General features: G+C 72.3%; 22 protein-coding genes and 5 tRNA genes. 7 read left to right on the forward strand and 20 right to left on the reverse strand.

The genetic code is table 11. The features are described from left to right. Positions 1-23 precede the first annotated feature (23 nt). The gene (locus tag B9W62_RS11180) at positions 24-1,739 is read right to left on the reverse strand and encodes a DAK2 domain-containing protein (protein ID WP_087807040.1); all 1,716 of its coding nucleotides are present in this window, start codon (positions 1,737-1,739) and stop codon (positions 24-26) included. Between the two features lie 266 nt (positions 1,740-2,005). On the opposite strand from B9W62_RS11180, the gene rpmB reads away from it, so the two are divergent. The 3 genes from rpmB (at position 2,006) to B9W62_RS11195 (ending at position 6,967) form a co-directional block, all read left to right on the forward strand. After that, the gene (gene rpmB / locus B9W62_RS11185; RefSeq protein WP_003973430.1) at positions 2,006-2,191 is read left to right on the forward strand and encodes a 50S ribosomal protein L28; all 186 of its coding nucleotides are present in this window, start codon (positions 2,006-2,008) and stop codon (positions 2,189-2,191) included. Between the two features lie 136 nt (positions 2,192-2,327). Then, entirely contained in the window at positions 2,328-5,444 is a 3,117-nt protein-coding gene (locus B9W62_RS11190) for an ATP-binding protein (RefSeq protein WP_087807041.1), read from the forward strand. A gap of 320 nt (positions 5,445-5,764) precedes the next feature. Continuing rightward, positions 5,765-6,967 carry an FAD-dependent monooxygenase gene (locus tag B9W62_RS11195; RefSeq protein WP_087807042.1) on the forward strand — a complete coding sequence of 401 codons (1,203 nt, stop codon included), beginning with the start codon at positions 5,765-5,767 and terminating at the stop codon, positions 6,965-6,967. Here B9W62_RS11195 and thiD read toward each other — a convergent pair. Further along, positions 6,948-7,796, reverse strand: coding sequence for a bifunctional hydroxymethylpyrimidine kinase/phosphomethylpyrimidine kinase (gene thiD, locus B9W62_RS11200; protein WP_087807043.1), 849 nt, complete (start codon positions 7,794-7,796; stop codon positions 6,948-6,950). The two genes, B9W62_RS11195 and thiD, sit on opposite strands and share 20 nt — an antisense overlap. Further along, the gene (locus tag B9W62_RS11205) at positions 7,745-8,713 is read right to left on the reverse strand and encodes a thiamine-phosphate kinase (protein WP_052838407.1); all 969 of its coding nucleotides are present in this window, start codon (positions 8,711-8,713) and stop codon (positions 7,745-7,747) included. The genes thiD and B9W62_RS11205 overlap by 52 nt, the downstream gene beginning before the upstream one ends. A 233-nt stretch (positions 8,714-8,946) precedes the next feature. Here B9W62_RS11205 and B9W62_RS11210 point away from each other — a divergent pair, with 233 nt between their 5' ends. Next, positions 8,947-9,180 carry an Lrp/AsnC family transcriptional regulator gene (locus tag B9W62_RS11210; protein WP_003973433.1) on the forward strand — a complete coding sequence of 78 codons (234 nt, stop codon included), beginning with the start codon at positions 8,947-8,949 and terminating at the stop codon, positions 9,178-9,180. A gap of 178 nt (positions 9,181-9,358) precedes the next feature. Here B9W62_RS11210 and B9W62_RS11215 read toward each other — a convergent pair whose 3' ends face one another. The 3 genes from B9W62_RS11215 to B9W62_RS11225 form a co-directional block, all read right to left on the reverse strand. Further along, positions 9,359-10,528 (reverse strand): D-alanine--D-alanine ligase family protein, encoded by a 1,170-nt coding sequence (locus tag B9W62_RS11215; protein WP_087807044.1) that lies wholly within the window; start codon positions 10,526-10,528, stop codon positions 9,359-9,361. A 103-nt stretch (positions 10,529-10,631) separates the two neighbouring features. Further along, entirely contained in the window at positions 10,632-11,642 is a 1,011-nt protein-coding gene (locus B9W62_RS11220) for an NAD(P)H-dependent glycerol-3-phosphate dehydrogenase (protein WP_087807045.1), read from the reverse strand. Beyond that, positions 11,639-12,433, reverse strand: a complete 795-nt coding sequence (locus tag B9W62_RS11225) for a lysophospholipid acyltransferase family protein (protein ID WP_087807046.1) — start codon at positions 12,431-12,433, stop codon at positions 11,639-11,641. Before B9W62_RS11225 ends, B9W62_RS11220 begins: the two co-directional genes overlap by 4 nt. A gap of 143 nt (positions 12,434-12,576) precedes the next feature. On the opposite strand from B9W62_RS11225, the gene cofC reads away from it, so the two are divergent. Then, positions 12,577-13,215, forward strand: coding sequence for a 2-phospho-L-lactate guanylyltransferase (gene cofC, locus B9W62_RS11230; protein ID WP_087807047.1), 639 nt, complete (start codon positions 12,577-12,579; stop codon positions 13,213-13,215). A 9-nt stretch (positions 13,216-13,224) separates the two neighbouring features. Then, positions 13,225-13,470 (forward strand): hypothetical protein, encoded by a 246-nt coding sequence (locus B9W62_RS11235; protein ID WP_087807048.1) that lies wholly within the window; start codon positions 13,225-13,227, stop codon positions 13,468-13,470. A gap of 115 nt (positions 13,471-13,585) precedes the next feature. Here the strand turns inward: B9W62_RS11235 and B9W62_RS11240 are convergent, their stop codons facing one another. The 4 genes from B9W62_RS11240 to leuC all read right to left on the reverse strand — a co-directional run bounded on the left by B9W62_RS11240 (position 13,586) and on the right by leuC (position 16,927). Next, positions 13,586-14,242: an HU family DNA-binding protein gene (locus B9W62_RS11240; protein ID WP_087807049.1), complete on the reverse strand. Its 657-nt coding sequence runs from the start codon at positions 14,240-14,242 to the stop codon at positions 13,586-13,588. A gap of 137 nt (positions 14,243-14,379) precedes the next feature. Then, the gene (locus B9W62_RS11245) at positions 14,380-14,610 is read right to left on the reverse strand and encodes an SCO5555 family protein (RefSeq protein ID WP_052838413.1); all 231 of its coding nucleotides are present in this window, start codon (positions 14,608-14,610) and stop codon (positions 14,380-14,382) included. Between the two features lie 287 nt (positions 14,611-14,897). Beyond that, entirely contained in the window at positions 14,898-15,491 is a 594-nt protein-coding gene (gene leuD, locus B9W62_RS11250; RefSeq protein ID WP_087807050.1) for a 3-isopropylmalate dehydratase small subunit, read from the reverse strand. A gap of 5 nt (positions 15,492-15,496) precedes the next feature. Next, positions 15,497-16,927: a 3-isopropylmalate dehydratase large subunit gene (gene leuC / locus B9W62_RS11255; protein WP_087807051.1), complete on the reverse strand. Its 1,431-nt coding sequence runs from the start codon at positions 16,925-16,927 to the stop codon at positions 15,497-15,499. Between the two features lie 197 nt (positions 16,928-17,124). Between leuC and ndgR the strand changes: the two genes are divergently transcribed. Then, positions 17,125-17,841, forward strand: a complete 717-nt coding sequence (gene ndgR, locus B9W62_RS11260; RefSeq protein WP_011030305.1) for an IclR family transcriptional regulator NdgR — start codon at positions 17,125-17,127, stop codon at positions 17,839-17,841. A 289-nt stretch (positions 17,842-18,130) separates the two neighbouring features. Here the strand turns inward: ndgR and B9W62_RS11265 are convergent. From B9W62_RS11265 to B9W62_RS11310, 10 genes are all read right to left on the reverse strand, one after another. After that, positions 18,131-18,203, reverse strand: a tRNA-Glu gene (locus tag B9W62_RS11265). A 44-nt stretch (positions 18,204-18,247) separates the two neighbouring features. Next, a tRNA-Gln gene (locus tag B9W62_RS11270) sits at positions 18,248-18,319 on the reverse strand. A gap of 20 nt (positions 18,320-18,339) precedes the next feature. Next, positions 18,340-18,412, reverse strand: a tRNA-Glu gene (locus tag B9W62_RS11275). 61 nt (positions 18,413-18,473) lie between these two features. Next, positions 18,474-18,546 (reverse strand) — tRNA-Glu (locus tag B9W62_RS11280). Positions 18,547-18,585: 39 nt separating this feature from the next. Further along, positions 18,586-18,657 (reverse strand) — tRNA-Gln (locus B9W62_RS11285). Between the two features lie 91 nt (positions 18,658-18,748). After that, positions 18,749-19,483 (reverse strand): HAD family hydrolase, encoded by a 735-nt coding sequence (locus B9W62_RS11290; protein WP_087807052.1) that lies wholly within the window; start codon positions 19,481-19,483, stop codon positions 18,749-18,751. 38 nt (positions 19,484-19,521) lie between these two features. Beyond that, positions 19,522-19,917, reverse strand: coding sequence for a RidA family protein (locus tag B9W62_RS11295; protein ID WP_087807053.1), 396 nt, complete (start codon positions 19,915-19,917; stop codon positions 19,522-19,524). 109 nt (positions 19,918-20,026) lie between these two features. Further along, positions 20,027-21,511, reverse strand: coding sequence for a glutamate--tRNA ligase (gene gltX, locus B9W62_RS11300; RefSeq protein WP_087807054.1), 1,485 nt, complete (start codon positions 21,509-21,511; stop codon positions 20,027-20,029). After that, entirely contained in the window at positions 21,504-22,289 is a 786-nt protein-coding gene (locus B9W62_RS11305; RefSeq protein WP_087807055.1) for a fumarylacetoacetate hydrolase family protein, read from the reverse strand. Before B9W62_RS11305 ends, gltX begins: the two co-directional genes overlap by 8 nt. Before the next feature lie 104 nt (positions 22,290-22,393). Then, complete coding sequence (locus B9W62_RS11310; RefSeq protein ID WP_179235279.1) at positions 22,394-22,582, reverse strand: hypothetical protein; 189 nt, start codon at positions 22,580-22,582, stop codon at positions 22,394-22,396. Positions 22,583-22,766: the final 184 nt, after the last annotated feature.

The raw sequence follows: 22,766 nt of genomic DNA on the forward strand, positions 1-22,766 counted from the left end.
GGCTGCCGCGCCGGCTGCCGCGCCTACTCCACGCCGACCAGCAGCAGGGCGCCCTGCCGGCCGCCCCGGTGGACGACCGTGTCCACGGCGAGGTAGGCCTCCCGGACGCGGGCCTCCAGGTGCTCGGCGACGCTCTCGGGTGCCTCGTCGCCGAGGACCAGGGTGACCAGCTCGCCACCGGCCGACAGCATGCGGTCCAGGACGGTCGCGGCGACCTGTGAGACGTCCGCGCCGATCACGGCCACGTCGCCGTCGATGAGGCCGAGCACGTCACCGGCCTGGCAGATGCCGGCCGTGGTCCAGGACTGGCGTTCGGCGACGGTGACCTCGGCGTGCCGGGTGGCACCGGCCGCCGAGGTCATCGCCACCACGTCCTCGTCGAAGCGGCGCTCGGACTCGTGCACGGCGAGCGCGGCGATGCCCTGGACCGCGGAGCGGGTCGGGATGAGGGCGACCCGGACGCCCTCGGTGCGGGCCTGCTCGGCCGCCGCGGCGGCGGTGTGGCGCAGCTCGGCGTCGTTGGGCAGCAGCACCACCTCGCGCGCGTGTGCCCGCCGGACGGCCTGGACCAGTTCGCCGCTCGCGGGCGGCTCCCCGGGGCGCGCGAGCAGGGTGGTCGCGCCGGCCTCGGTGTACAGCGCCGCCAGCCCCTCCCCCGGTACGACGGCCACCACGGCGCGCTGGGCCCGCTCCCGGGGCGGACGTTCGGCCTTGGTGGTGTGCGCGTCGCCGTGCCCGAAGTGGGTGATGCGGATCCGGTACGGCCGCCCGGCCTCGACACCGGCCTCCACGGCGGCGCCCGCGTCGTCGACGTGCACGTGGACGTTCCACAGCCCGTCGCCGCCGACCACGACGAGCGAGTCCCCGAGGGTGTCGAGCCGCTGCCGCAGCCGGGCCACGGCCGCGTCCTCGGCCTCCAGGAGGTAGATCACCTCGAAGGCGGGCCCGCTCTCGTCGCCCTCCTCCGCGGCGCACCGCCCCTCCGCTGCGCACTCCCCCTCCACGGCACGGTCCACGCGCGCTTGGGGCGTCGCTACCGCGGCCGGCGCCCGGCCGGTGAACGTCTCCACCAGGGCCGCGAGGACCGTCACCAGTCCGTGCCCGCCCGCGTCGACCACTCCGGCGCGCTCCAGGACGGCCAGTTGACCGGGGGTGGCGGCGAGCGCCGCGCGGGCGCCCTCGTAGGCGGCGCGCGCCACCTCGGCGCAGTCGCCCCCGGCGCCGTCGGCCGCGTCCGCGGCGGCGGAGGCGACGGTCAGGACGGTGCCCTCGACCGGGTGGGCCACGGCCTGCCGGGCGGACGCGGCCGCGTGCCGCAGGGCCAGCCGCAGCCCGGGGCCCCCGGTGTGGTCGGAGTCACCCCGTGCGGCCAGCACCTCGGCCATGCCGCGCAGCAGCTGGGCGAGGATCGTGCCGGAGTTGCCCCGCGCGCCGATCAGCGCGCCGTGCGCCATGGCGCCCACGGCGTCCGCCAGCGAGGGCCCGTCGGCCGTGTGGCCGCGCGTCCGGCTCGGGTCCCGGAGCCCCTCGTCCACCTCGTGCGCCGCGAAGACGGCCTCCACGGCGCCGGCGGCCGACTCGACGGTCAGGTAGAGGTTCGTGCCGGTGTCCCCGTCGGCGACGGGATAGACGTTGATCGCGTCGATCTCCTCGCGCGCCCGGCCCAGCGCGCGCAGCGACAGACCGCACCAGGTACGCACCGCCAGAGCGTCGAAGAACCTCTGCGGTACCTGCGCCACCTGCGCCTCCCTGAGCTGCGGACGTGGCTGGCAGCGTAGACCTTGGGGACCCGGCCCACGGGAAGAGGGCCGGGACGGGCCCCTGAGCTGCCGTGGTAGTTTCGTTCTACGGGAGCAGCCGTTGTATGCTGCTCCGGTTGCCCGATCCCGATCGGGCTCTCCCCCTGGCACCGCCACTCAGATCCCGGACCGTTCGCGAGTCCGAGAGCTTGATCCCGGCATGCCGGGATCAACCGTAAGTGCATCTGAAGTCTTTGGAGTGACCCGTGGCTGCCAACTGCGACGTCTGCGGCAAGGGGCCGGGCTTCGGCAACAACATCTCGCACTCGCACCGCCGTACGTCCCGTCGCTGGAACCCGAACATCCAGCGTGTGCGTACCGTGGTGAGCGGGACGCCGAAGCGCGTGAACGCTTGCACCTCGTGCATCAAGGCCGGCAAGGTCTCGCGCTGACGCATCAGCTGAGCGCGCGGCCACTGCCTGGTCCGCTGCATGGAGCCGGTCCACCTCGTGTGGGCCGGCTTTTTGCCGTGCCCGGATTCCCCCTGCCAAGATCCCCCGCATTTTCCGCCGTGCCAGAATCCCGGGAATGCGCTTCGGGATTCTCGGCCCCCTGGACATCCGTACCGACGACGGCACCCCCGTCGACCCCGGCGGTCCCCGGCCCCGAGCGCTGCTGACCCTCCTGCTCCTCGACGCCGGCCGCACGGTCCCCGCGGCCCGGCTGATCGACGGCCTGTACGGCAGCGAACCGCCCGCCGGTGCCGCGAACGCCCTCCAGTCGCAGATCTCGCGCCTTCGCGGGCGGCTGGCCCCGCACACGGCCGTCGAGGCCGGCGGCGCCGGCTACCGCGTGCTCACGCCGACCGAGTCCGTCGACAGCCACGTATTCGAACGCCTGTGCGGGGAGGGGCGTGCCGCTCTCGCCGCCGGTGACCACGCGCGCGCGGCGGCCGGGTTGCGTGCGGCGCTCGCGCTGTGGCGCGGGCCCGCGCTGCCCGACCTGCCGGAGGTGCCCGCCGAGGCCGACCGGCTCGCGGAGCTGCGGCTGACCGCCGTACAGGACCGGATCGAGGCGGATCTGGCGCTCGGGGCCGGCCCCGAGCTGGTGCCCGAGCTGCGGGCGCTGTCGTCCGCGCATCCCTTGGGCGAGCGGCTGTACGGGCAGCTGATGCGGGCCCTGCACGCGAGCGGGCGGCCCGCCGAGGCACTGACGGTGTACGAGGAGGCGCGGCGCACACTGGCCGAGCGGCTCGGCGCCGACCCGTCGCCCGAGCTGTCCGCCCTCCACGGTGAACTCCTCCGGGGCCACACCGCCGCCGCCCCGCGCCGGTCCCGGCCGCCCGCCCAGCTGACCCGCTGCATCGGCCGGGACGCCGAGCTGGACCGCATCTCCGCCCTGTTCGGCGACGCGCGCCTGGTCACGCTCACCGGGCCCGGCGGCACCGGCAAGACCCGGCTCGCGATCGAGGCGGCGAGCCGGTGCGAGACTCAGGTCTCCCCCGCGGACGTCTGCTTCGTCGAGCTGGCGCCCCTGACCGACGGCGGGCAGATCCCGTACGCCGTGCTCACCGCGCTCGGGGTGCGCGAGGGCTTCCGCACCACGGGCGTCGACGCCACCGAGCGGCTGCTGACCGCCCTGGAGGACCGCGAGGCGCTGCTCGTGCTCGACAACTGCGAGCACCTGGTCGACGCGGCCGCCGCGCTGGCGGCACTGCTGCTGGGGACCTGCCGGGGCGTGCGGATCCTCGCCACCAGCCGGGAGAGCCTCCAGATCACCGGCGAGGCCCTGGTGCCGGTGCCACCGCTGTCGCCGCGCCCGTCGGTCGAGCTGTTCCTGGAGCGCGCCCGTGCGGTGCGCCCCGGTTTCGACGGCCACGCGCGCGTGCCGGAGATCTGCGCGGCGCTGGACGGGCTGCCGCTGGCCATCGAGCTGGCCGCGGCCCGGCTGCGCACCCTCGCCCCCAACGAGCTGGCCGACCGCCTGGACGACCGCTTCCGGCTGCTCAGCCGGGGCGACCGTGCCAAGGCGCCGCGCCACCGCACGCTGCGCGCCGTCGTCGAGTGGAGCTGGGAGCTGCTGGACGACGAGGAGCGGGAGCTGGCCCGGCGGTTCACGGTCTTCACCGGGGGCGCCACGCTGGAGGCCGTGGAGGCGGTGTGCGGGGTGCCGCACCCGGAGGACCTGCTCGCCTCGCTGGTGGAGAAGTCGCTCCTGGAGCACCTGCCCGATGGCCGCTACCGGATGCTGGAGACCCTCCGCGCGTTCGCGGCCGAAGACCTGACCGGCCGGCAGGCGCTGCGGGATGCGCACGCCGCGTACTTCCTGGACCTGGCCGAACGGGCGGAGCCGCACCTGCGCACCGGCGGCCAGCTGCCCTGGCTGTCCCGGCTCGCCGCCGAGCTGGGCAACCTGGACACGGCCCAGCGGCACCTCACGGAGACCGACCCGCGCGACGCCCTGCGGCTCATGGCCGCGCTGACCTGGTTCCACTGGCTGCGCGGCCTGCACGGCGAGCAGGTGCCGCGGGCCCGCGCGCTGCTGGCGGCCGTCGGCGACGAGCCGCCCGAGGGACTGGTCGAGGAGTACGCGCTGTGCGTGATGAACGCGGTCTCCTCGGACCGGGACGGGGACGGGGGTGAGGACGGGAACGGGGGTGAGGATGAGGCCGGAAAGGAGACCGGCAACGGGGACGGCACTCCGGCCGGGACCGGACGGGTCGCGCGGGTGTCGGCGCTGATGGAGTCGCTGGACCGGCCTCTGCGGCTGCCGTTCGCGGTCGTCCTGCACTCCCTCACCTGCGGGCCGATGCTCGTGGCGGACGCCGTGCCGCGGGTCCAGGTCGGCCAGGGCCCCTGGGGGCTGGCCCTGCTGGACATGGGCATCGGCTACCAGGAGCTGTTCGCGGGCCGGGCAGCCGAGGCGGAGGCCGCCTTCACCCGCTCCCTGGAGGGGTTCCGGGCCACCGGTGACCGCTGGGGCATGGCCAACTGCCTCGACCCGCTGGGCGGTTTCGCCAACCGGCGCGGCGCCTACGACCGGGCGCTGGAGCTGCTCGACGAGGGCTTGGTCCACGTCCGTGAGCTGGAGGCGCCCGAGGAGACCGCCGACCTGCTGCGCTCGCGCGCACTCGTGCTGCTGCACCGGGGCCGGGCCGAGGAGGCCGCCGGGCACTTCACGCACTCCGCGGCGCTCGCCCGCTCGGTGGGGGCCGGCGACAAGGTGGCGAGCGCCCGGCGGGGTCTCGGCGACGTGGCCCGGTTCTCCGGCGACACCGCACGCGCACGCGTGGAGTACGAGGACGCGCTGCGGTTGTGTGCCGACAACTGGTTCAGCACCGGCGAGTCGGTCCGCATCCTGGTGGGTCTGGGCCGCACGGCCGCCGCGGAGGGCGACGCGGAGACCGCCGCCGACTGGCTGGAACAGGCCCGGGTGCTCGCCCTCGACTCCCCCGACGTGCTCGCCCTGGCGGAGGTCGCCGAGTCCCTGGCCGTCGTCACCCCGGCCCCGGCGCGTGCCGCCGAACTCCTCGGCGCCGCCACGGGGCTGCGGGGCGCCCCGGCCCCCGGCGATCCGGACGCCGCCCGCGCCGAGCGGGAGGTCCGCGCCCGGCTCACCCCCGAGGCGTACGAGCGTGCCTTCGAGCGGGGACGGGAACGGCGGGCGGCGGCGATGAGCGAGCGGTGGGCGGCGGGCGGTGCGTGACGGGCGGCGGCGACCGCCCCCGGGACACACCCGCCACGCCCTCGCCCCGACCCCGGACCGACGTCAACGACCGCCGCAGACACCGGAACACCCCGGATGCCCCCGGAACACCCGGCCCCGCCCACGCCTGGGTGCCGACCACCACCCCGCACACCCGCGACCACCCTGCGGCGCACCCCGCGAGCGCGGGGGCGCGCCCCGCGAGGCGCACCCCCGCGGTCCGCCCCCGCGGCCGTGCGGTCAGCCCCGGTCAGCAACCGTCAGCCCCCGGTAGGCGGACGGTGGGCGAACGGTCAGCGGGGGCGTCGAGGCTCGATGCCATGACGCACACACACCGCCTCGGCCACCTCTCCGTCCTCGTCTCCGGCGCCGGCGTCGCCGGGCCCGCCCTCGCCCTCTGCCTCGCCCGGTACGGCGCCCGGGTCACCGTCGTCGAGAAGGCGCCCGCGCTGCGCCGGGACGGCTTCGCCGTCGACTTCCGGGGCCATGTGCACCGGAGGGTGCTCACCGCCATGGGCGTCTGGGACGAGGTCCGCGCCCGGCAGACCCACATGGGCCGGCAGACCGTCGTCGGCGCCGACGGCACCCCGCGCGTCGACCTGCCGGCCGAGATGATGAGCGGGGACGTGGAGATCTTCCGCGGCGAACTGGCGAGGATCCTCCACGAACGCACCGTGGACACCGTCGAGTACGTCTTCCACGACTCGGTCGACACGCTCACCGACACCGGGGACGCAGTGGACGTCACCTTCGAGCGCGGCGCGCCCCGCCGCTTCGACCTCGTGGTCGGCGCGGACGGGTTGCACTCGCGCACCCGCCGCCTGGTCTTCGGCGACGAGTCCCGGTACCTGCGCTTCCAGGACCATTACGTGGCCGGCTTCGGCATCCCCAACCACCTGGGCCTCGACCGCACCGGCCGCCTGTACAGCGAGCCCGGCCGCGCGGTCTGCGTCGGCAACTACGACGGCGATCCGGAGCGGGCGGGCGCCCTCCTGGTGTTCCGCTCGGAGCGGCTGGCGTACGACCGCGGGGACGTGGCCGCGCAGAAGCGGATCCTGCGGGAGCGGTTCGCGGGGATGGGCTGGGAGGCGCCGAGCGTGCTGAAGGCGCTGGAGGAGGCCGACGACCTGTACTTCGACGCGATCGCGCAGATCCACGTCGACCGGCTCACCAAGGGGCGGGTGGCCCTGCTCGGCGACGCCGGGTACGGCGCCACCATGGGCGGCATGGGCACGGGCGTGGCGATCGTCGGCGCACACGTCCTGGCCGGGGAACTCGCCCTGGCCGGGGGCGACCACCGCACCGCGTTCGCCGAGTACGAGACGCGGATCCGGGACTTCGCCAAGGGCTGCCAGAAGATCTCCGGCAACGCGGGCCCGTTCTTCGCCCCGCCCACCGAGCGCCGTATCCGCAGCCGCGACCGCATGTACCGGCTGCTCAGCCACCGCCTGATGGCGAGCTTCTTCAAGCGGCTCACGGAGAAGGCGGCCACCGGCATCGAACTCAGGGAGTATCCCGCCTGAACGCCCAGCCGTGGTCCACCGGTCCGATGCCGCCGCCGAGCGGGAACCCGGCCGCGATCGCCCCGGTGACGTACTCCTTGGCCGCGCCCACCGCCTCCGGCACCGACTGCCCCTTCGCCAGTCCGCAGGCCACGGCCGAGGCGAGCGTGCAGCCGGTGCCGTGCGTGTGCCGGTTGTCGAGGCGGGGGGCGCGCAGCCAGTGCTCCTCGGAGCCGTCGGTGAGCAGGTCGACGGCGTCACCGGCCAGATGGCCGCCCTTGATCAGCACCCAGCGCGGTCCGAACGCGAGGACGGCGGCCGCGGCCCGGCGCAGATCGGCGTCGGACTCGACGCGTACGCCGGTGAGTTGGGCGACCTCGTCGAGGTTGGGCGTGGCGACGGTGGCGACCGGGAGCAGCCGGGTGCGCACCGCGTCCAGCGCGGAGGCGGCGAGCAGCGCGTCCCCGTGCTTGGAGACGCCGACCGGATCGATCACGGCCGGGGCGTCCGTGCCGTCGAGCAACTCGGCGACGGTCTCGACGAGTTCGGCGGAGGAGAGCATCCCGGTCTTGACCGCCTGCACACCGATGTCGTCCACGACGCTGCGGTACTGGGCGCGCACCGCCTCCACGGGCAGTTCCCAGGCGCCCTGCACACCGCGGGAGTTCTGCGCGGTGACCGCGGTGAGCACGCTCATGCCGTGGGTGCCGAGCGCGAGCATCGTCTTCAGGTCGGCCTGGATACCGGCGCCGCCGCCGGAGTCGGAGCCCGCCACGGTGAGGACCAGGGGCAGTGCCGTCACGACTCCACGTCCCCGCCGAAGTGGTCCCAGCCGCCCTTGCTGGTCCATGGGGCGCCGTCGACCGTCACCTGGGGCAGCGCCGAGGGGTTGAGGACCTCGCCGATGACCTTCCAGCGGGCGGGCAGCTTCACGTCCGGCGGGAAGGTCGCCACGATCGCGTGGTCCTCGCCCCCGGTGAGCACCCACTGCATGGGGTCGACGCCGACGGCCTGCCCGATGTCGTTCATCTGGGAGGGGATGTCGATCTGCCCGGAGCGCACGTCGATCCTGACCTTGCTGGCCTCGGCGATGTGCCCCAGGTCGGCGATCAGTCCGTCGCTCACGTCGCACATGGCGGTGGCGCCCAGGCCGGCCGCGGCCGGACCCGCGTGGTACGGCGGCTCGGGGCGGCGGTGGGCCTCGACGAAGGCGCGCGGCGAGCGGAAACCGCGGGAGAGGACGGCGAATCCGGCGGCGGACCAGCCCAGCCAGCCGGTCACCGCGACGAGGTCACCGGGCTGGGCTCCGCCCCGGGTGACGGGCTCCTGGTTGCGCAGGTCGCCGAGGGCGGTGATGGAGACGGTGATGGTGTCGCCGCGCACCACGTCGCCGCCGACCACGGAGGCACCCGCGACCTGGCACTCGTCGCGCAGCCCGTCCATCAGCTCGGTCGGCCAGGTCACCGGCAGTTCGGCGGGCACGACCAGGCCGAGCAGCAGCGCGGTCGGCACGGCGCCCATGGCGGCGATGTCGGCCAGGTTCTGTGCCGCCGCCTTGCGGCCCACGTCGTACGCGGTGGACCAGTCGCGGCGGAAGTGCCGTCCCTCGACGAGGATGTCGGTGCTGGCCACCACCCTGCGGTCGGGCGCGGCCACCACCGCGGCGTCGTCGCCGGGTCCGACCCGGACCGCGGGGGTGGTGGTGAGACGGGAGGTGAGCTCCCTGATGAGCCCGAACTCCCCCAGCTCACCAACAGTGCCCTTCATCGCCTTGGCTCCCCTTCCGTCCCTGTCCGTGTCCGTGCCCGGTCGCGCGTCATCTCTGTCCTCGTTACGGTCGAATGGACCGTCGCCACGGTCGGCGTGATCGTCAACTCGTGTCCCTCGGGCACCCCGACGCGCGAGGTCCGCGGCCCGCGGGTCTCCCCGCGGAGAGCGGCTACGCGATACCGTGGCGTTCCTTTTCCCCACATGATCCTCGTGGCCGCTCTGGAGGTTCCGTGGTACAGGCGTACATCCTGATCCAGACGGAGGTCGGCAAGGCGTCGACCGTCGCCGAGACGATCAGCAAGCTCCCTGGGGTGATCCAGGCAGAGGACGTGACAGGACCTTACGACGTCATCGTCCGCGCCCAGTCCGACACCGTCGACGAACTGGGTCGCATGGTGGTCGCCAAGGTCCAGCAGGTGGACGGCATCACCCGCACCCTGACCTGTCCGGTCGTCCATCTCTAGCCCCTGCCCCCTCTCCGCCGCTCGGTCCCGTCCTGTTGATCGCCGCCGCGTGCTGTTCCTCAGCAGACGACGGCAAGTCGATGACGGTTCCCGGAGCGGACAGGAAACCCGCTGATCATACTGCGAGAAGGCGACCCCCGAGGGAGTCGCCTTCTCTGTGGTCACGGCGCGGAAAACGTCAGCGCAGTCCCGTGGGCCGCCGCAGCGCCGCCTGGACCAGCCGGTCCACCAGCTCCGGGTAGCTCACGCCGCTCGCCTGCCACATCTGCGGGTACATGGAGATCGGCGTGAAGCCGGGCATGGTGTTGATCTCGTTGATCACGAACTCGTCGTCCTCGGTGAGGAAGAAGTCCGCGCGCACCAGCCCCTCGCAGGAGGCCGCGTCGAACGCCGCCACGGCCAAGCGCTGGATCTCGGCGGTCTCCTCGGCGGTGAGCGGGGCGGGCACGATGCCGGGGGTGGAGTCGATGTACTTGGCCTCGAAGTCGTAGTACGCGTGCTCGGAGGGCGGCGGGATCTCGGCGGGGACGGAGGCCCGGGGGCCGTCCTCGAACTCCAGCACCCCGCACTCGATCTCCCGGCCCCGCAGCGCCGCCTCGACGAGGATCTTCGGGTCGTGGCGCCGGGCCTCCTCGATCGCCTCGTCGAGGCCGGAGAGGTCGTCGACCTTGGTGATGCCGATCGAGGAACCCGCGCGCGCGGGCTTCACGAACAGCGGCCAGCCGTGCTCCCCGGCGAAGTCGACGATCTTCTTGCGGGCGCCGGAACGGTCCTGCTCCCACTCGCGGGGCCGGATCACCGCGTACGGGCCGACCTTCAGCCCGTAGGAGGTGAAGACCGCCTTCATGTACTCCTTGTCCTGGCCGACGGCGGAGGCGAGCACGCCCGCGCCGACGTAGGGCACACCGGACAGCTCCAGCAGGCCCTGGAGGGTGCCGTCCTCGCCGTACGGGCCGTGCAGCACGGGGAAGACGACGTCGACCTCGCCGAGCGCCTTGGGCACCGAGCCCGGTTCGCTGTAGACGACCTCGCGGTTGGCGGGGTCGACGGGCAGCAGTACGCCGCCCTCGGTCGACTCGGCCAGGTCCTCGACGTCCGGCGTCCGGCGTTCGGTGATCGCCATGCGTTCCGGTTCGTCGGCGGTGAGGGCCCAGCGGCCGTCCCTGGTGATGCCGATCGGCAGGACGTCGTAGCGCGTCCGGTCGATGGCCGCGAGGACGGCGCCGGCGGTGACCACGGAGATCCCGTGTTCGGAGCTACGCCCGCCGAACACCACGGCCACCCGCGGCTTGCGCGGCGGCCGCTGAGGGCTCTGCTCAGGGCTCTGGGGGAGGTTCTCGGTGCTCATATCGCGTTGAGAGTACCCGCCCGCGGTGCCTCGAGACAGCGTCGGCGGGCCGCGTGGCGCGCGGGTTCCGCTCCGCTCCGGGGAGGGCTTCGCCCGGCGTCGCTCAGCGTCGTTCGGGCTTCGCGCTGCGCGACATCAGTTCCTTCACGGCGACCACCGGGGACTTGCCCTCGTGCACGATGGCGACGACCGTCTCGGTGATCGGCATGTCGACGCCGTGCCTGCGGGCCAGGTCCAGCACCGACTCGCAGGACTTGACGCCCTCGGCGGTCTGCTTGGTGACCGCGATGGTCTCCTCCAGGGTCATGCCCTTGCCGAGGTTGGTGCCGAAGGTGTGGTTGCGGGACAGCGGCGAGGAGCAGGTCGCCACCAGGTCGCCGAGTCCGGCCAGTCCGGAGAAGGTCAGCGGGTCGGCGCCGAGGGCGACTCCCAGGCGGGTGGTCTCGGCGAGGCCCCGGGTGATCAGGGAACCCTTGGCGTTGTCGCCGAGGCCCATGCCGTCCGCGATGCCGACGGCCAGACCGATCACGTTCTTCACGGCGCCGCCCAGCTCGCAGCCGACGACGTCGGTGTTGGTGTAGGGGCGGAAGTACGGCGTGTGGCAGGCGGTCTGGAGGCGCTGGGCGACGGACTCGTCGGGGCAGGCGACCACGGCGGCGGCCGGCATGCGGGCGGCGATCTCCCGCGCCAGGTTGGGTCCGGTGACCACGGCGATGCGCTCGGCGCCGACCTCGGCGACGTCCCCGATCACCTCGCTCATCCGCATCGCGGAGCCGAGTTCGACGCCCTTCATCAGCGACACCAGGACGGTGCCGGGCGCCAGCAGCGGCGTCCAGTCGGCGAGTCCCGCGCGCAGGGTCTGGGAGGGGACGGCGAGGACGGTGAAGTCGGCGTCCCGCGCGGCCTCGGCGGCGTCGGTGGTGGCCCGCAGGTTCTCCGGGAGCTGCACGCCGGGCAGGTAGTCCGGGTTGGTGCGGGTGGAGTTGACGGCGTCGGCCAGTGCGGCGCGGCGTCCCCACAGGGTGACCTCGCAGCCCGCGTCGGCGAGGACCGTGCCGAACGCGGTGCCCCAGGATCCGGTGCCGAAGACGGCCGCCTTGACCGGCTTGCTCACGTGCTCTGCCCTTCTGCCTGTGGTCCGTGCGTGCGCGGCGGCGCCGCCTGCGACTTCGCCTGCTGGGTGCGGCGCCGCTGCTCGATCCGCTCACGGCGCGGGTCGTAGGGGGTCTCGGGCGCCTTCTCGCCGCGGATCTCCTCCAGCTGGCGGGTGACGGCGGCCATGATGACCTCGGTGGCCTCCTTCAGCAGCTCCGTGGTCATCTCCCTGCCGTAGAACCGCGACAGGTCGACCGGCGGGCCGGCCAGCACCTGGTGGGTCTTGCGCGGCAGGAGGTTCGGCTTCTTGGCGTACGGCGGCAGCAGTTCGTTGCAGCCCCACTGGGCGACCGGGATCACCGGGCACTTGGTCTGTAGGGCGACGCGAGCGGCACCGGTCTTGGCGGTCATCGGCCAGCCGTCCGGGTCGCGGGTGAGGGTGCCCTCGGGGTAGAACGCGACGCACTCGCCGCGCTCGACGGCGTCGATCGCGGCCCGGAAGGCGCTCAGCGCGTCGGTGCTCTCGCGGTAGACGGGGATCTGTCCGGTCCCGCGCATCGCGGCGCCGACGAAGCCCTTCTTGAAAAGGCCGCTCTTCGCCAGGAATCGGGGCACGCGCCCGGTGTTGTACTGGTAGTGCGCGTACGCGAAGGGGTCCACGTGCGAATTGTGGTTCACGGCGGTGATAAATCCGCCGTCGGCCGGAATGTTCTCCATTCCCCGCCAGTCCCGCTTGATCAGAACCACCAGCGGCGGTTTGCAGATCACCGCGGCCAGGCGGTACCAGAAGCCGATTCTGCGGCGGGGCACGCTGACACCTTTCCTCCAGGGCCTGGGGCCGGACAAGTGTCGCCCCGGGCCGCCCGTCTGTCGAGAACACCGTACGCCCCGAAGAGTGAACCGCCAGGTCTCGCAGGTGACAATGACGGCGACGAGAGAAGGACGGAACGCTCGTGCAGTGGACCTTGGTCGTACCCGTGAAGCCCCTCGCCCGGGCCAAGAGCAGGCTGTCCGACACCGCGGACGACGGGGTGCGGCCGGGGCTCGCGCTGGCGTTCGCACAGGACACCGTGGCGGCCGCGCTGGCCTGCCCGGCGGTCGCGGATGTGGCAGTCGTCACGGACGACCCGCGGGCGGGGCGGGCGCTGGCGGCGCTCGGCGCGGACATCGTCGTGGGCGAGCCGGGCGGCGGTCTGAACGCCGCGCTGGCGCACGGGGCGGCCGTGGTGCGGGCGGCCAGGCCGGAATGCCCGGTGGCCGCACTCAACGCCGATCTCCCCGCACTGCGGCCGGCCGAATTGGCGCGGGTACTGACCGCGGCCACACAATTCCCGCGCGCTTTTCTCCCGGACGCGGCCGGAATCGGCACCACCGTGCTGGCCGCGGCGCCGGGTCGTGAATTGGCCCCGGCATTCGGTACGGATTCACGGGCCCGGCACCGGGCGTCCGGCGCGGTGGAACTGCGTCTCGGCGCGGTGGATTCCGTACGGCAGGACGTCGACACCGGTGGTGACCTGCGCTCCGCACTGGCGCTCGGGGTGGGGCCCCGGACGGCCGCGGTGGCGGCGCGGCTGCTGATCGCCGGGCAGTAGGCTGCCGGCATGCAGGCGACCGCGTACACGTACGACCCCGAGAGCCGCAGCGGGCAGGTGCTGCTCGACGACGGCACGCCCGTGCCCTTCGACGCGGCGGCGTTCGACGCGGGGGGCCTCAGGCTGCTGCGGCCCGGGCAGCGGGTGCGGATCGAGACCGAGGACACGGGGACTGACGCGGGCCCGGAATCCGGCTCGGACCCGGAGGCCGGCTCGGGCCGCCGGATCACGCTGGTGACGCTGCAAACGTTCTGATCCGTGGGGCCCCGCCGGGCCCCGGACACGCCGCGGGCCGGACTCCCGAGGGAGTCCGGCCCGGCGCGTGAGTGCCCTGTGCCCCTTCGCCCGCTGCCGCGGGTTCCGCCTGCTCCTACTTCTTGCGGGCGGTGGCCTTCTTGGCGGTGGTCTTGCGGGCCGTCGACTTCTTGGCCGGGGCCTTCTTGGCGGTCGCCTTCTTCGCGGGGGCCTTCTTCGCCGCGGTCTTCTTCGCCGCCGCCGTGGTGCTCTTGGCCGCGGACTTCTTGGCGGTGGTCTTCTTCGCCGTGGTCTTCGCCGCTCCGGTGGTCTTCTTCGCGGTCGTCTTCTTCGCCGCCGCGGAGGTCTTCTTGGCCGCGCCCGTGGCCTTCTTCGCGGCGCCCGTGGCCTTCTTGGCGGCGGCCTTCTTGCCCGCGGCCTTGGAGATGGTGGGCGGCGGTCCTGACAGGCTGCCCTTGGGGGCCTTCTTGACCGCGATGTCGTTCTTCGGAAGCTTCTTCGAGCCGCTCACCAGGTCCTTGAAGCCCTGACCCGCGCGGAAGCGCGGCACGGAGGTCTTCTTGACCCGAACCCGCTCGCCGGTCTGCGGGTTGCGGGCGTAGCGGGCCGGGCGGTCGACCTTCTCGAAGGAACCGAAGCCGGTGACCGAGACCCGGTCGCCCGCGACGACGGCACGGACGAGGGCGTCCAGGACCGCGTCGACAGCGTCGGCGGCCTGCTGCCGGCCGCCCAGCTTGTCGGCAATCGCTTCTACGAGCTGCGCCTTGTTCACGTCTTCCCCTTCGGAGACATCGCCAGAACGAATGTGTTCAAGCTTTTTCGCACGTTAGGCAGATATATACCGCAAATCAAACACGAAACGGGCTAATCACCCTTGTGCCGCAACGGACTCGGGCCGCCCTGGCCGGTTCAGCCTTCCTCTTCGGGGAATCGACCCGCGTCGAGGTCGGCGGTGAACCGATCCAGGCGCCTTGCCGCACCGGCGAGATCGTGTTTGGCCGCGGCCGTAATGACCAGCAGCTTCCGGGTCAGCGCCATCCGTACGCCCTCCGGGACTTGCAGTGCGCGCACTCTTGTGTGCGCTTCCTTGAGCCGGACCGCGACCGCCGTATAGAGCTCGAGTTGGCCGTCGTGTTCCATGCACAGATTGTGCCATCTGGGGCGAGTTGTCGCCTGCGCAGGGGGCAACTGCCGCCCCGAACGGCCTTCCTGGCGCAGTCGGAAGCCGGTCCTCCACCACCTGCGTACCCCGGCAACCACGCCTCTAACGTGGGAAGTTGTGCGTCACGCCCGTCACGGGCGGGCGCGGACGGATCCAGAAACGGCCGTACCCCCGATCGGGCTGATCGGGGGTACGGCGGCGATGTCGGGTGGCCGAAACTCGACCTTGCGGAGCCCCCGGGGAGGCGTGTGCGGGCTCCGGGTGATCAGACCTGGACGGTCTGCGGCTTGAACGAAGGGCGCTTCGCCTCGTACGCGGCGATGTCCGCCTCGTTCTGGAGGGTGATCGAGATGTCGTCCAGCCCGTTCAGCAGCCGCCAGCGGGAGTTCTCGTCCAGCTCGAAGGAGGCGGTGACGCCCTCGGCGCGGACCTCGCGGGCCTCCAGGTCGACGGTGATCTCGGCCTGCGGGTCCTGCTCCACCAGCTCCCACAGCGCGTCCACGGTCTTCTGGTCGAGGACCACCGTGAGCAGGCCGTTCTTCAGCGAGTTGCCGCGGAAGATGTCGGCGAAGCGGGAGGAGATCACGGTCTTGAAGCCGTAGTTCTGCAAGGCCCAGACGGCGTGCTCGCGCGAGGAGCCGGTGCCGAAGTCGGGACCGGCGACCAGGACGGTGGCGCCCGCGCGCTCGGGCCGGTTGAGCACGAACTCGGGGTCCTTGCGCCAGGCCTCGAAGAGCCCGTCCTCGAACCCGTCCCGGGTCACCTTCTTGAGCCAGTGGGCCGGGATGATCTGGTCGGTGTCGACGTTGCTGCGGCGCAGCGGGACGGCCCGGCCGGTGTGCTTGGTGAACGCTTCCATGACTCTCAGACTCCAGCGGGCGTGGGGACGTCGGCGGCGGACAGGTCGGCCGGGGAGGCCAGGTGGCCCAGGACCGCCGTCGCGGCCGCGACCTGCGGCGACACCAGGTGGGTGCGGCCGCCCTTGCCCTGGCGCCCCTCGAAGTTGCGGTTGGAGGTGGACGCGGAGCGCTCGCCGGGGGCCAGCTGGTCCGGGTTCATGCCCAGGCACATCGAGCAGCCCGCGTGCCGCCATTCGGCGCCGGCCTCCTTGAAGACCACGTCCAGGCCCTCGGAGACGGCCTGCAGACCGACCCGCGCGGAGCCCGGGACGACCAGCATGCGTACGCCGTCGGCGACTTTGCGGTCCCGGACGATCTCGGCGGCGGCACGCAGGTCCTCGATGCGGCCGTTGGTGCAGGAACCTACGAAGACGGTGTCCACCTTGATGGAGCGCAGCGGCTGCCCGGCCGCCAAGCCCATGTACTCCAGGGCCTTTTCGGCGGCGAAGCGCTCCGAGGCGTCTTCGTACGAAGCCGGGTCGGGGACGGCGGCGGAAAGCGGCGCGCCCTGGCCGGGGTTGGTGCCCCAGGTGACGAACGGCGCCAGCTCGGCGGCCTCGATGACCACCTCGGCGTCGAACTCGGCGTCGTCGTCCGTACGCAGCGTCTTCCAGTACTCCACCGCCGCGTCCCAGTCCGCGCCCTCGGGGGCGTGCGGGCGGCCCTGGAGGTAGGCGAAGGTGGTCTCGTCGGGGGCGATCATGCCCGCGCGGGCGCCGGCCTCGATCGACATGTTGCAGATGGTCATGCGGGCCTCCATCGAGAGCTTCTCGATGGCCTCGCCCCGGTACTCCAGGATGTAGCCCTGGCCGCCGCCGGTGCCGATCCTCGCGATGATCGCCAGGATCAGGTCCTTGGCCGTGACGCCCTCGGGCAGTGCGCCGTTGATCGTGATCGCCATGGTCTTCGGGCGGGCCATGGGCAGCGTCTGGGTGGCCAGCACGTGCTCGACCTGGGAGGTGCCGATGCCGAACGCCAGCGCGCCGAAGGCGCCGTGCGTCGAGGTGTGCGAGTCGCCGCAGACCACGGTGGTGCCGGGCTGGGTCAGGCCGAGCTGGGGGCCGACGACGTGCACGACGCCCTGCTCGACGTCGCCCAGCGGGTGCAGCCGGACGCCGAACTCCGCGCAGTTCTTGCGCAGCGTCTCCAGCTGGGCCCGGGAGACCGGGTCCGCGATGGGCTTGTCGATGTCGAGCGTCGGGGTGTTGTGGTCCTCGGTGGCGATGGTCAGGTCGAGCCGCCGCACCGGGCGGCCGCTCTTGCGGAGGCCGTCGAAGGCCTGCGGGCTGGTCACCTCGTGCAGCAGGTGCAGATCGATGAAGAGGAGGTCGGGCTCGCCCTCGGCGCGCCGGACGACGTGGTCGTCCCAGACCTTCTCCGCGAGTGTCCTACCCATCGCTTTCCCTTCGGTCGGCGACGCAGCGCCGACCCAACTAGTGATCTTGGGGAAGCGGTGCCCGCACCCCTGTGATTCCGGGCAACCGCCACCAGGCCCATGCGTCACGGGCCGTTGTGACTACGTGCCTTCCAGAGTGGCGGGTTCCACGGAAAATTGAACTTGCGTTTCACAGAGTGAGACGGGAGTATCGTTGCATGGACAACAGTAGCGGCGTCGGCGTTCTGGACAAGGCGGCCCTCGTCCTGAGCGCTCTGGAGTCCGGTCCGGCCACCCTCGCGGGGTTGGTCGGTGCGACCGGACTGGCACGACCCACGGCCCACCGCCTGGCCGTGGCGCTGGAACACCACCGTATGGTGGCGCGCGACATGCAGGGCCGCTTCATCCTCGGCCCGCGCCTGGCCGAACTGGCCGCGGCGGCCGGCGAGGACCGCCTGCTCGCCACGGCGGGCCCGGTCCTCACCCACCTGCGCGACGTCACCGGCGAGAGCGCCCAGCTCTACCGCCGCCAGGGCGACATGCGCATCTGCGTGGCCGCGGCCGAGCGCCTGTCGGGCCTTCGGGACACGGTCCCGGTCGGTTCCACGCTCACCATGAAAGCCGGCTCCTCGGCGCAGATCCTCATGGCCTGGGAGGAGCCCGAGCGCCTGCACCGCGGCCTCCAGGGCGCCCGCTTCACGGCGACGGCCCTGTCCGGCGTGCGCCGCCGCGGCTGGGCCCAGTCCATCGGCGAGCGGGAGCCCGGCGTCGCGTCCGTCTCCGCGCCGGTGCGCGGCCCCTCCAACCGCGTGGTGGCCGCCGTGTCCGTCTCCGGGCCCATCGAGCGCCTGACCCGCCACCCCGGCCGCATGCACGCGCAGGCCATCATCGACGCCGCCGGCCGCCTCTCCGAGGCACTGCGCCGCAACGGCTGACCGCCCCCGGACACCTCTGACCGGTCACGGGCCCGCCTCAACGCCGCGGCGGGCCCGGCGCCGTTCCCAGGCCCCGTCCGCGGCCTTCCCCGGGGCGACGACCCGCCGCTCCGCGCTTTCCCCGGCGGCCTACGGCGAGTTGATGACGGAGGTGGCCCGACGGGGACCTCGACTTCATGGAGACCCACGCCTCGGAGGAGGAGTCGGCGCGGCGGTACGGCATCGGGTGAACGCCGGAGGAATGCCGAAGGGGGCTCCCGCCTCAGCGGAAGCCCCCTTGGGACTCACGTACCCCCGACCGGATTCGAACCGGCGCTACCGCCTTGAGAGGGCGGCGTGCTAGGCCGCTACACAACGGGGGCGTGGATCTTGCGGGCGCTGACTACTGCATCGCCGCAGATCCGAGCTGGTCTACCAGGACTCGAACCTAGACTAACTGAACCAGAATCAGTCGTGCTGCCAATTACACCATAGACCAATGTGGTTTAGACCAGTTCGTACCCCCGACCGGATTCGAACCGGCGCTACCGCCTTGAGAGGGCGGCGTGCTAGGCCGCTACACAACGGGGGCCCTAGCGATCCTGCATCGAGAACAGTGGGAGCTACCCGGCTGCCCTCGCGGGAAGGATCTGTACCCCCGACCGGATTCGAACCGGCGCTACCGCCTTGAGAGGGCGGCGTGCTAGGCCGCTACACAACGGGGGCCTTGCGGATGTGCTCCGCGGCGCAGATAAGCTCTGCGAGCTGGCCTACCAGGACTCGAACCTAGACTAACTGAACCAGAATCAGTCGTGCTGCCAATTACACCATAGGCCACTGGAACGCAAGCCCCGAGGGGTTCTTGTTCTAGCGTTGCGCTTCCGGTTCCCGGCCCTTCGGCCCGCTCTCCGGCGGCGCAGGAAGAACATTACCCGAAGGTGGACGGGGCTCCAAAACGGGTATCGGCGCCGAGCAGCGCCGGAAGTTCGGAGAGCGAGGCGATGCGGCGGGGCCCGGCCGGCGGGTCGACCGTCGCGTAGACGCCGCCGCGGTCGATCCAGACCGAGAGCAGCCCGGCGTCGGCGGCGCCGCGTCCGTCGATCTCCGGGTGGTCGCCGACGTAGGCGACCTCGGCCGGGCCGAGCCCGAGGGCGTCGCAGGCCGCGAGGAAGGCCCCGGCCTCCGGCTTGGAGACGCCCAGCTCGGCGGCGCACAGGATGGCCTCGAAGCGGTCGTGCACGCCGAGGACGCGCAGTTTGCGGTCCTGGACGGTGAGGCTGGAGTTGGAGAGCACGGCGTGCCGGTGGCTGTCGGCGAGCGCGTCGAGCACGGGCATCACGTCCGGGAAGAGGGACCAGGCGGCCTCGTAGTGCGTGACGTACCGCCGGAACCAGTCGTCGGCCTCGGCGTCCGTCAGCTCCGGCCGGCCGAGGAAGACCCGGGTGCGGTCGCGCCGCTGTGTGACGAAGTCCACCTCGCCCGCCGCGAAGCGCGCCCACTGCTGGTCGGTGATCTCCCGCCAGCGCACGAGGGCCTCCTCGGCCGACCCGTACCCGGCGAGCAGTCCCTCGGCGACCAGATGGGCACGCATGCCCTCGCGGTCGGCGGTGGTGTAGTCGAAGAGTGTGTCGTCGACGTCCCAGACCACGGCTTTGATCGGCATGGGGCCAGCCTAGGCCGCTGGAGTGGCGGTGGCCCGGGCTACTGCGCGGCCAGGCCCTCGATCTCGACCAGCATCCGCGGGTCGGACAGGGCCCGTACCTCGGCGAGCAGGCTGGCCGGGCGGCAGTCGGCGGCGGCCAGTTCGGCCAGTACGGCGTCGTAGTGGGCCGTCACCGCCTCGATGTCGACGGTGAGGATCCGGATCTGGACGAGGTCGCTCAGGGCGAACCCGGCCTTGTCCAGGGTCTCCTCCAGGCGCCGGAAGGTCAGCCGGAGCTGGCCGCGGACGTCGCCCACGGCGGCGATGCCGCCCTCGTCGTCGCGGGCCTCGTGGCCGGCGACCACGAGCCAGCGCCGGGGCTGTTCGACGAGTACGGCCCGGTTGTAGGCGAGCCGGTCTCCGAAGAAGCGTGGGTCGATGTCCTCGCGGCGCATGCCGCCAGTCTGCGGGGGCCGGGGCGGCGGCGCCGGTCGGAGCACCCGGGCGGGGTAACGGAAAAGGGCGGCGCCCATGCGGACGCCGCCCTTCACACGTGCTGCCGGTTTACGCGGCGAGCCGCGCCAGCGCCGCGTCGATCCTGGCCAGTGCCTTCTCCTTGCCCAGGACCTCCAGGGACTCGAAGAGGGGCAGGCCGACCGTGCGGCCGGTGACGGCGACGCGGACGGGGGCCTGGGCCTTGCCGAGCTTGAGGCCGTGGGCCTCACCGGCGGCCAGGACGGCCTCCTTGAGGGACTCGGGGGACGCCCAGTCGGCGGCGTCGAGCTTCTCGCGTGCCGTGGTCAGGAGCGCGTCCGAGCCCTCCTTCATGGCCTTGGTCCAGCTCGCCTCGTCGAAGACCGGCTCCGGCAGGAACAGGAAGTCGACGTTGTCGGTGATCTCGGAGAGGACCTTGAGGCGGGTCTGCGCGTGCGGCGCGATCGCCTGCCACTTGGCCTCGTCGAAGTCCTCCGGCGCCCAGGGGGCGACGGGGGCCTTCAGCCAGGGGCGGCAGCGCTCGGCGAAGTCCTTGATCTCCAGGAGCCGGATGTGGTCGGCGTTGATCGCCTCGCACTTCTTCAGGTCGAAGCGTGCCGGGTTGGGCTGTACGTCGGAGACGTCGAAGGCCGCGACCATCTCCTCGATCGTGAAGATGTCCTGGTCGGCGGAGAGCGACCAGCCGAGGAGGGAGAGGTAGTTGAGCAGGCCCTCGGGGAGGAAGCCGCGCTCGCGGTAGAGGTTGAGGCTCGACTGCGGGTCGCGCTTGGACAGCTTCTTGTTGCCCTCGCCCATGACGTACGGCAGGTGGCCGAAGGCGGGGATCTCCTTGGCGACGCCCAGTTCGATGAGCGCCTTGTACAGGGCGATCTGGCGCGGGGTGGAGGAGAGCAGGTCCTCGCCGCGCAGGACGTGGGTGATCTCCATCAGGGCGTCGTCGACCGGGTTGACGAGCGTGTAGAGCGGGACGCCGTTGGCTCGGACGATGCCGTAGTCCGGGACGTTCTCCGGGAGGTAGGTGATCTCGCCGCGGACCAGGTCCGTGAAGGTGATCGCCTCGTCGGGCATCCGGAAGCGGACGATGGGCTCGCGGCCCTGCGACACGTACTCCTCGACCTGGGCGTCGGTCAGCTCGCGGCAGTGGCCGTCGTACCCGGAGGGCTTGCCGGCGGCGCGGGCCGCCTCACGGCGGGTGTCCAGCTCGTCCTGGGAGCAGTAGCAGCGGTAGGCGTGGCCGGCGTCCAGGAGCTTCTGCGCGACGTCCCGGTAGATGTCCATGCGCTGCGACTGGCGGTACGGCGCGTGCGGGCCGCCGACCTCGGGGCCCTCGTCCCAGTCGAAGCCCAGCCACCGCATCGCGTCGAGGAGCTGGTCGTACGACTCCTCGGAGTCGCGGGCCGCGTCGGTGTCCTCGATGCGGAAGACCAGCGTGCCCTGGTGGTGGCGCGCGAAGGCCCAGTTGAACAGGGCGGTGCGGACCAGGCCCACGTGGGGGTTGCCGGTGGGGGACGGACAGAAACGGACGCGTACGGAGGAGCCGGATGCGCTAGCCACGCTTGACAACCTTGTTGGTGAGAGTGCCGATGCCTTCGATGGTGACGGCGACCTCGTCGCCGACGTTGAGGGGGCCGACGCCGGCCGGGGTGCCCGTGAGAATCACGTCGCCGGGGAGCAGCGTCATCGCCTCGGAGATGTTGACGATCAGATCCTCGATGGAGTGGATCATCTCGCTGGTGCGGCCGAGCTGCCGCTGGCCGCCGTTGACCGTGAGCTGGATGGTCAGGTCGCTCGCGGTCGGGATGTCGAGGTCCGTCTCCACCCAGGGGCCGAGCGGACAGGAGGAGTCGAAGCCCTTGGCCCTGGCCCACTGCTTCTCACGGCGCTGCACGTCGCGGGCGGTGATGTCGTTGGCGCAGGTGTAGCCGAAGATCACGTCCTGGACGCGTTCGCGCGGGACCTCGCGGCACATGCGGCCGATGACGACGGCCAGTTCGGCCTCGTGGTGCAGTTCCTCGGTGAAGGAGGGGTACTGGATGGCGTCGCCGGGGCCGATCACGGAGGTGGACGGCTTGAAGAAGGCGAACGGGGCGTCGGGCACCTCGTTGCCGAGTTCGCGGGCGTGCTCGGCGTAGTTGCGGCCGAAGGCGACGACCTTGCTGGGGAGTACCGGCGGCAGGAGCCGCACCTTGCTCAGGGGCACCTTGGTGCCGGAGAGCTCGAAGTCCGCGAACGGGATGCCCTTGATGATGTCGAGGACGAGCTGGTCCGGCTGGTCGCCCTCGACCGCGCCGAAGGCGACGTTCCCGTCGATGGAGAACCTGGCGATGCGCACGGGTTGCTTGGCCCCTTGACTGAGCTGGCTGGAGTCTGACGCTCCAGGCTAACGCGGCGGGCCTGCCCGAGTGGCCGCTGAACGGTCCGCGGCCGGGTGCCGTACTACTCTGCGACCGACGCCGCGACCGGGGCCTCCATGAGGATCGTGCGGCGGGGGTTGGCGGTCTGGGCGGGGAGCTCGACGGCGTGCTCCGGCTGCTCCGGCGTCTGCGGTCCGTCGGCGTCTGTGAGGTGCGCCAGCGTCGTGCGTCGCGGGTTGGCGATCTTGTGGAACATCATCGTCGTCTTCACGGTTGTACGAGGCCCTGTCGTGTCCGGGCGCCCGAGGGGCGGTGAAAGCCCCTGCGAGGGCGCGGGTTGTCGGTTTTGCCTTCTCTGTAAAGCGTCAGGCTAAACACGCGATTCCCCACCAGCCGTGGGGGAGTCCACGTTCCGGGTGTGAGTTTGCTCACTTATCAAGGGTCAAACCGGTCAA

The sequence above is a fragment of the Streptomyces sp. CS113 genome (genome assembly GCF_002188365.1).
GTDB lineage: Bacteria > Actinomycetota > Actinomycetes > Streptomycetales > Streptomycetaceae > Streptomyces > Streptomyces tendae.

Bases quoted from the DNA above. Each gene is read 5' to 3' on its own strand.
- B9W62_RS11190 (WP_087807041.1), top strand. From the start codon at position 2,328: ATGCGCTTCGGGATTCTCGGCCCCCTGGACATCCGTACCGACGACGGC.
- B9W62_RS11195 (WP_087807042.1), top strand. From the start codon at position 5,765: ATGACGCACACACACCGCCTCGGCCACCTCTCCGTCCTCGTCTCCGGC.
- thiD (WP_087807043.1), bottom strand. From the start codon at position 7,796: ATGGACCAGCAAGGGCGGCTGGGACCACTTCGGCGGGGACGTGGAGTC.
- B9W62_RS11205 (WP_052838407.1), bottom strand. From the start codon at position 8,713: ATGAAGGGCACTGTTGGTGAGCTGGGGGAGTTCGGGCTCATCAGGGAG.
- B9W62_RS11215 (WP_087807044.1), bottom strand. From the start codon at position 10,528: ATGAGCACCGAGAACCTCCCCCAGAGCCCTGAGCAGAGCCCTCAGCGG.
- B9W62_RS11235 (WP_087807048.1), top strand. From the start codon at position 13,225: ATGCAGGCGACCGCGTACACGTACGACCCCGAGAGCCGCAGCGGGCAG.
- B9W62_RS11245 (WP_052838413.1), bottom strand. From the start codon at position 14,610: ATGGAACACGACGGCCAACTCGAGCTCTATACGGCGGTCGCGGTCCGG.
- leuD (WP_087807050.1), bottom strand. From the start codon at position 15,491: ATGGAAGCGTTCACCAAGCACACCGGCCGGGCCGTCCCGCTGCGCCGC.
- leuC (WP_087807051.1), bottom strand. From the start codon at position 16,927: ATGGGTAGGACACTCGCGGAGAAGGTCTGGGACGACCACGTCGTCCGG.
- ndgR (WP_011030305.1), top strand. From the start codon at position 17,125: ATGGACAACAGTAGCGGCGTCGGCGTTCTGGACAAGGCGGCCCTCGTC.
- B9W62_RS11290 (WP_087807052.1), bottom strand. From the start codon at position 19,483: ATGCCGATCAAAGCCGTGGTCTGGGACGTCGACGACACACTCTTCGAC.
- B9W62_RS11295 (WP_087807053.1), bottom strand. From the start codon at position 19,917: ATGCGCCGCGAGGACATCGACCCACGCTTCTTCGGAGACCGGCTCGCC.